The following is a 9,364-nucleotide window of genomic DNA, read 5'->3' as shown; positions in this document are numbered from 1 at the left end:
TTCATCAATACTTTTTTAATCTTTTCTTGCTCGGGCCAGATTCGCTATGTGCTTTTCTCACCTTTCCAGCTAACCCCCCGCAACCTTCGCCAATCTGCCTTGCAGTTAAGCGTTGTACTGCGGAAGGGGGCGAATACTATGCTGTCGGCACGGCGCTGGCAAGTCTTTTCTGGAAAATTTCGACGGCACGGCGAAAGCGCCTCTCGACGCACAATCGAGCATCAAACCTCGGGGCTGACCAGCTTCCGCTAAAATTCGCGTTTACTCCTCACCTCTTCACAACAGAACACTATGGGATTCGAACAACTTGCTGCCCTGAAAGCGCAGTTGGCGCAACAGGCCAAACCTAAGCCGGCGGTCAAGCCTTCACGCCCCCGCCCATCCGCGCAGGCGGCCCAGTCGAAACCGGTGGATCCTGTTGTACGGAACATCGGGCGGCTTCAGAAGCGCTTCCCCCTCGCCTTCCCCAAGAACCCTGCGCCGAAGAGAGCGTTGAAAGTCGGCATCTTTGACGACCTGCTTGGCTACGCTAGCGAGCTGGGCTTGCAAGAGGCGGAGTTGCGCGAAGCCATCAAGACCTGGTGCCGCGGCACCCGCTACAAGGCATGTCTCACCGAAGGGGCCGCGCGGGTAGATCTCAACGGAGCCGAAGCGGGCTCTGTCACACAAGCGGAAGCGACTCGCTTCAAGAAGTAAGCGGTGGCGGTGGGTGGCGCGGCAGATACGGACAGGCATAAGGCATAAGGCTTACCGCACGATTCACTTTGGCTGCCGCTCTTTCCCCTTCCCCTCGCGGCAACGCTCGATCAGCCGCAGCACCGTGGGCGAGCGCTCGTTCTTGCGATGGACCACGGCCAGTTGCGACGCCACGTCGTTGCGGGCCAGCGGCTTGAATACTACGTCGGGCGGCGCGAACGCGCGCATCGAGGCAGGGATCAGCGCCACGCCAAACCCGGCCGCCACCATGCTGATGATGGTGGCCATCTGGGTCGACAAGGCCTCCACGCGCGGCTGGAAGCCGGCATTGCCGCAAATGGCGAGCGTGATGGCGTAGAAGCCGGTACCGTGCTCGGTATGCGTGCAGATAAAGGTCTCGTCGCGCAGCATGGCCACGTCGACGCGTGCGCGGCCAGCCAGCGCATGGGTGGCGTGCAAGGCCACCACGACGGCTTCGGACGCGATGTCGAACAAGGCCAGCCCTTCAGGCAAGGACCGCAGCGGTGGCCGGAGAAAGCCGATATCGAGTTCGCCGCGTGCCACCGCATCGAGCTGTGCCGGCATGTCCATCTCGCGCATGGCGAGCCGCACGGCCGGATGATCCTGGCGAAAACCATAGATGAGCCTTGGCAGCAAGCCCGACAGCGCGGCCGACGCCACATACCCGATGGCAGCGCTGCCGAGATCACCCCGGCTGGCGCTTGCCGTGACCAGCCCCGCGTGCTGCACTTGGCGCAGCACGCTCATCGCCTCCTCGTAGAAGACAGCGCCGACCTCCGTCAGCGCAATCCGGCGCTTGCTGCGCGAGAGCAGCGGCGCGCCCGCCTCCTGCTCGATCCACCTGAACTGCTGGCTCAGCGCCGGCTGCGAAATGCCCAGGCGCTCCGCCGCGCGGCCAAAGTGCAGCTCCTCGGCCAGCGCGGTGAAGTATCGGTAGTGTCGGAGTTCGAGGTTCATCGGGATGCTCGGCGTTCAATATAAGCACAGCTTATCAACAATTAAGCTTTTCGCACTTGAACCTATCGAACCCTACGCCGCATGATGCATGGCCTAGCGGCGACGCCGCGGCACGCATCGGGAGCTAGTCTGGCATGGGATTGGTCAACAAACGGATAGCAAGCTGCGGCGAGGCCATCGCCGACCTGTGCGACGGGGCCACCGTGATGGTGGGCGGCTTCGGCAGCGCAGGCCTGCCCGACGGCCTGATCGCCGCGGTGCTGGCGCATGGCGCGCGGGATCTCACCGTGATCTCCAACAACGCGGGCTACGACGGCGAAGGCGTGGCGAGCCTGATCGAAGCCGGGCGCATGCGCAAGCTGGTGTGCTCCTATCCGCTGACGGCGGGCGCCACGGTGTTCCGCGACGCCTACCGGCGCGGCGAGGTCGAGCTGGAACTGGTGGCGCAAGGCACGCTGGTGGAACGCATCCGCTGCGCCGGGGCCGGGCTGGGCGGGTTCTACTGCCCCATCACGGCCGGGACGATCCTTGCCGAAGGCAAGGACACGCGCGAGATCAACGGCGTACTGCACGTGCTGGAGCTGCCGCTGCATGCGGATTTTGCGCTGATTCGCGGACGTCACGCGGACCGCCTGGGCAACCTGGACTATCACCTGGCAGGCCGCAACTTCAACCCCATCATGGCCACGGCGGCGCGCGTGGTGGTGGCCGAGGTGGATGCCATGGTCGAGGCCGGCGCGATGAACCCCGAACATATCGTGACGCCCGGCATCTTTGTCCACCGCGTCGTCACCGCCAAAGCCAACAGCCAGCAAGCAGGGAGCCAGTCATGAAGCGATGGGACAGGGAGCAGATTGCCCGGCGCGCGGCGCAGGACATCCGGCCAGGCGCCTACGTCAACCTGGGCATCGGCCTGCCGACGCTGGTCGGCGACATGATCCCGCGGGAGCGCGAGGTCTTCCTGCATAGCGAAAACGGCATCCTGCATCTCGGGCCACGCCCGCCACTGGGACAGGAGAACCCGGACTTGATCAATGCCAGCAAGCAGCCGGTGACGCTGCAGCCCGGCGCGGCCATCTTCGATTCCGCGCTGAGCTTCGCGATGATGCGCGGCGGCCACCTGGACCTCGCCATCCTTGGCGCCTACGAAGTGGCGGAGAACGGCGACCTGGCCAACTGGAGCCGCGGCGACCCGAACACGCCGCCCGCGGTGGGCGGCGCCATGGAGCTGGCCTTCGGCGCGCGCGAGGTCTGGGTGCTGATGGAGCACACAACGCGCGACGCTCGCCCGCGCCTGTTGCACCGCTGCACGCTGCCTTTGACGGCGCGCGGCGTGGTCAGCCGCATCTATACCGACCTGGCGGTGATGCGCGTCACGCCCGACGGCTTGCTGGTGGAGGCCATGGCCGAGGGCATCACCCTTGGCGAGTTGCAGGCGCTGACCGAGGCGCGGCTGCTAGCCTAGCGTCATCAGCGGATCAGCGGATCAGCGGATCAGCGGATCAGCTGACTGGACACCACCCGCTCGATCCACGCGATCCACGCGATGAACACCGCGACCACTTCCTCGCGGTTGGTCTCGTTCAACGTCTCATGGCGCGCCCCGCCGAACACGTGGGACGACACATCGGCCTGCCCTGCCGCTGCGGGGGATGGCAGGGATGGCAGGGGTAGCAGTACGTTGCCCGGCGCGTGGCCGGGACGCTCGCCGCGCGGTTACCCCAGCCGCTTGATCACCGCCTCGGCAAACTGCAGGGTCGAAGCCGAGCCTTTGAGGTCGCCGGTCTTCACGTGGTCCTGGTTGAGCGCCAGGTCGATCGCCTGGCGCAGCCGCGCCGCCAGGTCCTGGCGGCCCACATGCTCGAGCATCAGGCCGGCCGCCAGCATCAGCGAGATCGGGTTGGCGATGCCCTTGCCGGCGATATCCGGCGCCGAGCCGTGCACCGCCTCGAAGATGGCGGCGGTCTCGCCGATATTGGCGCCCGGCGCCATGCCCAGCCCGCCTACCAGGCCGGCGATCTGGTCGGACAGGATGTCGCCGAACAGGTTGGTACAAAGCAGCATGTCGAACTGCCAGGGATTGAGCACGAGCTGCATGGCGCAGGCATCGACGATGCGATCGTCCATCTCCACGCGGCCCGCATAGTCCTGCGCCACCTCGCGCGCCGCTTCCAGGAAGATGCCGGTCAGCGCCTTCAGGATATTGGCCTTGTGCACCACGGTGATCTTCTTGCGCTGGTTCTTGACCGCGTACTCAAACGCAAAGCGGGCAATGCGCCGGCAGGCGTCGCGCGTATTCGTGCCGGTGGACACGGCCACCGCGTGCGGGTCATCGCCCACAGCGATGTAGTAGTCGTGCGCCACGTAGAAGCCGCCCACGTTCTCGCGCACCAGCACCAGGTCGATATCCTCGAAGCGGCCCGGCACCAGCGTGCGCGCGGGCCGTACGTTGGCGAAGAGGTTGAAGGCTTCGCGCAGCCGCACGTTGACCGAGCGGAAGCCGCCGCCCACCGGCGTGGTCAGCGGGCCCTTGAGCGCCAGGCCGGTGCGGCGGATGCTCTCGAGGGTGGCCTCCGGCAGCGGATCGCCGCCCTGGTCGATGCCCGCCATGCCAGCCTGCTGTACGTCCCAGGAAAACGGCGCGCCCAGCGCGTCCAGCACCTTGACGGTGGCTTGCACCACTTCCGGGCCGATGCCGTCGCCGGGGATCAGGGTGGCGGGGATCTGATTGGGTGCTCGTTGTTCCATATGCGATTCCTCTCGACAGGTTGAATGTCCGCGTTCGCAGAGCATGCAACGCGGGCGCATTTCTGTCTAGCGCGGATCATGCCAGCCCAGCAGGACCGCAGGGCCGGAAGGGAATCTTGTGGAAACGAGCTATAGCCTATGGCCGCCTGTCGTCAGGCAGCGCGCTGCAGCGGCAACCGGCTCGCGCCGAACAACGGCGCCGCGCGGTCCGCTGCCAGCCGGATGCGCTCGGCCAGCGCCGCGCTGCTGACCTGGTAGTTCTGGAAGTCTCCCGGGCTGCCATACACGCCGATCGGCAGCGTCAGCGCCTGCAGGAAGCCGAACAGGGGCCGCAGCTGATGCTCCAGCACCAGCGCGTGCCGGTCGCTGCCGCCGGTTGCCGCCAGCAGCACCGGCTTGTCGATCAGCGCGTCCTGCCCGACCAGGTCGAAGAGATGCTTGAAATGGCCGGGATAGGACCCGCGGTAGACCGGCGCCGCCACCACCAGCAGATCGGCGGACTCGATCGCGGCGATCTCGCCTTCAATCTCCGCGGGCAGTTCGGCGCGCGACAGCGCCGCGCCTAGCGGGCGGGCGATATCGCCGAGGTTGACGATCCGGGTCTGCAACAGCAACCTGCCTGACAGTTCGTCAAGCAACGCCTGCACCAGCGCCAGCGTGCGCGAAGGCTGCTGTGCGCTGCCGTTGACGGCAACCACGTTCAGCGGTGTAGCCATGGGGGAAACCTCCTTTGGATTGAAGGCCGCCCTCGCCATTGTTCACGGCGGCCGCTTGCAAGTTCCTCACCATAACGCAGCCGCACGGTCCGCCGAACGACGAATTTCAACTATGCATAAACGCGTGGCCGCCATGGCGCGCGTGGCGAAATCCTCGGTTGCATAGACGGAATCATTCGTGCCCTGCGGCACGGACGTCTGCCCGATGGACCTGCTTGCGATCGACCTGACCAAGGGCAAGGCCTATATGCAGTTCGATGAATGCTGGTACTGCATGCCTTGCGAGAAGGATTGTCCGAACGGGGGCAGTCAGGGTGGAGATTCCTTACCTGCTGCGCTAGCGCTTGCTGGTTCGTTGAACTCCTGGGCGTCGATCTGCCGCCGGTTTGCTCCCCTCTCCCATGAAATGGGAGAGGGGAGCAAACCGGCGGCAACCAATTGTGGTAGCCGTGATTTCCGCCCCCAGGCGGAAATCACCCACGCGCGATGCGAAGCGAGCCGTGGTGCCTTTCATCTCCCGTTATGCGACGAGGAGTCCTTCGCCGCATCCGTGGTCGCCTTCTTCGTGTTCAGCGACGCGCACGAGCGCTGGATCCACCCGTGGGCCTACCTGCGCACGCTCGGCGCAGCGCCGGGCGCTTGGGCGTTGATCACGCGGCCGCCTTGGCAGCCTGATAGGCCGCGTACAACTTCTTGAACACGGGACCGGGCGCGCCATCGCCGATGGTCTTGCCGTCGATGGTGACCACCGGTAGGATCTCCTTGCTGGCCGAGGTCAGCAACACCTCGTCCGCGCCCATCACCTCGTCCTGCGAAATGCGGCGCGCTTCCAGCGAGATATCCAGCGCCGCGCACAGCTCCTCCATCCAGCCGTAGCGGATCCCTTCCAGGATCAGGTTGTCCTTCGGCGGCGCCGAAACCCGGCCCTTGCTGACCACCCACACATTGGACGCGGAAGCCTCGGTCAACATGCCATCGCGGAACTGGATGGTCTCGGTGGCGTCGTTCTCCACCGCGTTCTGCGCCGCCAGCACATTGCCCAGCAGCGAGGTGGATTTCACCTGGCAGTGCAGCCAGCGCTTGTCCTCGGCCGTCACGCAGGCCACGCCCTTCTCGCGCATGGCCGCGGAGGGCAGCGACATCGGGTTGGTCATGATGAGCACGGTCGGCGTCACCGTCTTCGGGAAGGCATGCGTGCGCCGGGCCACGCCGCGCGTGACCTGGATGTACACCATCTGGTCGGCGAGTCCGTTGGCCTGCACCACGCGGTCGATCAGCGCCGTCCACTGCGCGTCGGTGTGCGGGTTGGGGATGCCGATGGTGTCCTGGCTGCGCGCCAGGCGCGCCAAGTGCTGCTGCAGGCGAAACGGCTTGCCGGCATAGATGGGAACGACTTCGTACACGCCATCGCCAAAGATAAAGCCGCGATCCAGTACCGGGACGCGGGCTTCTGACAAAGGCGTGAGCTCGCCGTTGAGGTAGACGATTTCGTCGTTCATGGTGGGTAGGGTAAGGCTGGCGGGCGCCAGGGCCTGGGTTGCAGTAGGGGTACGCACGGAAGGAATGCGTCCATTCTTCCACAAGGCACGGCGGGAGCTTATGCAAAATCGGCATGACCCCGGCCTGTTCCTGCGCCCGGCGGCGCGGCAATAACATCCAGCTCGCGCCCCCAGCGCTCACGCCGAGCCCGGCAACCACCCATGCGCCCGATACCAGGCAATGACATCGCGCACGGTGTGATCCACTGGCCTGAAGCGCAGGCCCAGCTCTTCCTCGCTTTTGGCATGGCAAAAGCGGGTCCGGTCCGCTTCCTTCACCATCAGGCGCACGGTGGCAAGGCTAAGCAGGATGGGCTTGCCGCTGACCCGGGCGTAGAGCTCCTGCACGCAGGCCAGCGCAAACAACAACGGCACGGGCAGCGCGCGCTTGGGGGTTGCCACCCCGGCGGTGTGTCCGATCAGCGGGATCAGCTCGCGCATGGTCATATGCCGGCCCGCCGCGAGATAGCGCTCGCCACGCCGCCCGCGCAGCGCCGCGGCGATATGGGCCTGCGCCACATCGCGGGCGTCGACCACGGAAAAGCTCCCGGGAACCAGGCCCGGCAATCGGGACAGCGCCGTGTCGAGCGCGACTTGCCCGGCTGACGTCGGCCCGATGTCGCCCGGCCCCCACATCCAGCCGGGCAGCACGAACGTGGCATGCATCTCGGGGGCATTCGCGAGGAAAGCCAGGACGGCGCGGTCGCCCAGGATCTTGCTGCGATAGTAGTCATCGGCGTCGGCGGGATCGCGCACGTGTGTTTCATCGATCAACGAACCCGGCGCACCGTTGAGCACGGCGATGGACGAGGTCTGCACGAAGCGGCGCACGCCCGCCGCATGGGCTTGCCCGATCAGGGCGGCCGTGCCGTCAACATTGATGCGCGTGAGCATTTCCCAATGGCTGCCCCCCTTGTAGTTGTCGCGAAAGAACGCCGCGGTATGGAACACCACATCGCAGCCATGCAAGGACGGGGCAAACGCCTGGACATCGGCCATGTCGCCAATCACGAATTCGACGCCCGTGAGGTCGCCGAATTGCTGCCTGGCTTTTTCCACCGAACGCACCAGCGCCTTGACCGCGACGCCGAGGCCCAGCAGTTCGCGCACAAGATTGTTGCCGAGCAGGCCGGTGGCGCCGGTCACGAAAGCGGTTTGCAAGTTCATGGCTGGGCCCTCACCTTGAAGTTCATAAGAAATCCAGATATCAATTGATCTCCGTTATGATAGCAGTTGAAATCCCAAATGCAATCGATACGGCAAGCTCTCTCACCATGCCCAACGCCTCGCCCGACGCCACGCCCATGAAGCAACCCACCCCGCGCAAGCGCTTGAGCCGCGAGCAAAGCCAGGCGCAAACCCGCGAGCGCCTGCTTGAGGCTGCGCGCGGCCTGTTCGTGCAGCGTGGCTTCGGCGGTACGTCGATCCGGGATATCGCGGAGGAAGCGGGTTATTCGCAGGGGGCGTTCTATTCGAACTTCCCGGACAAGGAGGCGCTGCTGCTGGATCTGCTGCGCGGCCATATGGAGGCCGAGGCGAAGCAGCTCGCGGCGGTGTTCGACACGGCGGAGCACGCCGGCGCAGCGGTGCTCGCGGGCCTGGATGCCTGGGCGGCGGCGCTCAATGCGGATGCCGACTGGGCCATGCTCTCGATCGAGTTGCAGATGCACGCCAATCGCAGCCCGTCGTTTGCCGGCGCTTACCGCACGGTCTGGGAGACGCACCGCGGCGAGCTCGGCCGCCTGATCGAACGCCTGTTCCGCCATCTGGGCCGCGTGCCGCCGGCCCAGCCGGAAGAGCTGGCCGCGGGTTTCATGGCGCTCGCCCATGGCCTCGCGCTGCAGCGGGGCACGACCATCGCCGACCCGACCGGCCGGATGCTGATGTTATTCCTGCGCGGCCTGCTGGCAAGCGCGCAGACCGCTGGCGAAGCGGCCGATGCCGGTCATGCGGCAAAGCCGCGCAGCCGCGCAAGCCGCTAGCCGGACGCCGGCTGCCCGGGCGCAGCGCGCCCGGGCAGTTGCCCGCTCAATCGTCGAAGTCCCACATCCGGTGCAGGTCCAGCCGCAACCGGCTGTCGGCCTCCAGCGCGTCGACCAGGGCCACGCGTTCGGCCAGCGTGGTATCGGCCAAGGCACGCCGGACCATCAGCAGTTCGCTCAGGCCGGTTTCTCCCGCCTTGTAGGCCCGGCCGGTGCGTGCCGCGGCGCTGCGCTGCAGCGCGAGCGCTTCGGCCTGCGCCACGGCAGCGGCGCGCTTGCCTTCCAGGCCGCGGTACAGCACCTCGAACTCGGCGCCGATCCGGCGCTCCACCGCCACCCGGCTGCGGGCGGCAGCCTGCGCGTCGGCCGCGGCCGCCACCGCCGCCGAACGCCGGTGCGCGGAGCCAAGCGGCATGCTGATGCTCACGCCGGCAATCCGCTCCGCGCCGCCGCGCTCCACCGTGAAGAACACGCCCACGGTGGGGTCCGGCCTGCGCTCCAGGTCGGTGCGCCGTGCCTGCCGCTGGGCTTGCGTCTCCTGCGACTGGGCGAGGCGAAACTCATGGCTGTCCTCCACATAGCGGCTGCGCAGTGCATCGGCGGGGTCGTCCGGCAACGCCTGCAGGCGCACATCCGCCGGCAGGCCGCCGGGCACGCCCAGGCCCGGGAAGCGCGCCCGCAGCTCGGCTTGCGCCGCCGCTTCCGC

Annotated in this window: 12 protein-coding genes and 1 pseudogene; 6 read left to right on the top strand and 7 right to left on the bottom strand. The window is 66.6% G+C overall.

Features of this window, described 5'->3' with window-relative positions:
- Both ACGLHR_RS48935 and ACGLHR_RS48930 read left to right on the top strand, forming a co-directional pair.
- The coding region (locus ACGLHR_RS48935; RefSeq protein WP_400102993.1) for a hypothetical protein at nt 1–252 on the top strand (252 nt) is incomplete at its 5' end.
- Nucleotides 253–291: 39 nt separating this feature from the next.
- Complete coding sequence (locus tag ACGLHR_RS48930; protein ID WP_400102991.1) at nt 292–696, top strand: ProQ/FinO family protein; 405 nt, start codon at nt 292–294, stop codon at nt 694–696.
- 63 nt (nt 697–759) lie between these two features.
- Here ACGLHR_RS48930 and ACGLHR_RS48925 read toward each other — a convergent pair whose 3' ends face one another.
- On the bottom strand, nt 760–1,674 hold the full coding sequence (locus tag ACGLHR_RS48925; protein ID WP_318236887.1) for a LysR family transcriptional regulator: 915 nt from the start codon (nt 1,672–1,674) through the stop codon (nt 760–762).
- A 140-nt stretch (nt 1,675–1,814) separates the two neighbouring features.
- Between ACGLHR_RS48925 and ACGLHR_RS48920 the strand changes: the two genes are divergently transcribed.
- A complete protein-coding gene (locus tag ACGLHR_RS48920) occupies nt 1,815–2,507 on the top strand; it encodes a 3-oxoacid CoA-transferase subunit A (protein WP_400102995.1) in 693 nt (230 codons plus the stop codon).
- Nucleotides 2,504–3,139 (top strand): 3-oxoacid CoA-transferase subunit B, encoded by a 636-nt coding sequence (locus tag ACGLHR_RS48915; RefSeq protein WP_400102989.1) that lies wholly within the window; start codon nt 2,504–2,506, stop codon nt 3,137–3,139. The genes ACGLHR_RS48920 and ACGLHR_RS48915 overlap by 4 nt, the downstream gene beginning before the upstream one ends.
- 29 nt (nt 3,140–3,168) lie before the next feature.
- On the opposite strand, the gene ACGLHR_RS48910 is transcribed toward ACGLHR_RS48915, so the two are convergent.
- From ACGLHR_RS48910 to msuE, 3 genes are all read right to left on the bottom strand, one after another.
- A complete protein-coding gene (locus ACGLHR_RS48910) occupies nt 3,169–3,300 on the bottom strand; it encodes a hypothetical protein (protein ID WP_400102987.1) in 132 nt (43 codons plus the stop codon).
- 90 nt (nt 3,301–3,390) lie between these two features.
- Nucleotides 3,391–4,422, bottom strand: coding sequence for an isocitrate/isopropylmalate dehydrogenase family protein (locus tag ACGLHR_RS48905; RefSeq protein ID WP_400102985.1), 1,032 nt, complete (start codon nt 4,420–4,422; stop codon nt 3,391–3,393).
- 152 nt (nt 4,423–4,574) lie between these two features.
- On the bottom strand, nt 4,575–5,138 hold the full coding sequence (gene msuE / locus ACGLHR_RS48900; RefSeq protein ID WP_400102983.1) for an FMN reductase: 564 nt from the start codon (nt 5,136–5,138) through the stop codon (nt 4,575–4,577).
- Between the two features lie 193 nt (nt 5,139–5,331).
- Between msuE and ACGLHR_RS48895 the strand changes: the two are divergent.
- Nucleotides 5,332–5,479: pseudogene (locus ACGLHR_RS48895) on the top strand (ferredoxin family protein); the annotation flags it as partial.
- 309 nt (nt 5,480–5,788) lie between these two features.
- On the opposite strand, the gene ACGLHR_RS48890 reads toward ACGLHR_RS48895, so the two are convergent.
- Both ACGLHR_RS48890 and ACGLHR_RS48885 read right to left on the bottom strand, forming a co-directional pair.
- Entirely contained in the window at nt 5,789–6,637 is an 849-nt protein-coding gene (locus tag ACGLHR_RS48890) for a D-amino acid aminotransferase (RefSeq protein ID WP_318236892.1), read from the bottom strand.
- Between the two features lie 177 nt (nt 6,638–6,814).
- Nucleotides 6,815–7,843: an SDR family oxidoreductase gene (locus tag ACGLHR_RS48885; protein ID WP_400102981.1), complete on the bottom strand. Its 1,029-nt coding sequence runs from the start codon at nt 7,841–7,843 to the stop codon at nt 6,815–6,817.
- Nucleotides 7,844–7,980: 137 nt separating this feature from the next.
- On the opposite strand from ACGLHR_RS48885, the gene ACGLHR_RS48880 reads away from it, so the two are divergent.
- On the top strand, nt 7,981–8,658 hold the full coding sequence (locus ACGLHR_RS48880; RefSeq protein ID WP_400102979.1) for a TetR/AcrR family transcriptional regulator: 678 nt from the start codon (nt 7,981–7,983) through the stop codon (nt 8,656–8,658).
- Nucleotides 8,659–8,704: 46 nt separating this feature from the next.
- Here the strand turns inward: ACGLHR_RS48880 and ACGLHR_RS48875 are convergent.
- A partial coding sequence (locus ACGLHR_RS48875) for a TolC family protein (RefSeq protein WP_400102977.1) occupies nt 8,705–9,364 on the bottom strand: 660 nt, incomplete at its 5' end.

Source organism: Cupriavidus sp. CuC1 (genome assembly GCF_044627735.1).
Classification (GTDB): domain Bacteria; phylum Pseudomonadota; class Gammaproteobacteria; order Burkholderiales; family Burkholderiaceae; genus Cupriavidus; species Cupriavidus ulmosensis.
Note: the sequence above shows the minus strand (reverse complement) of the source record. Positions and strands in the feature narration are given on the sequence as shown.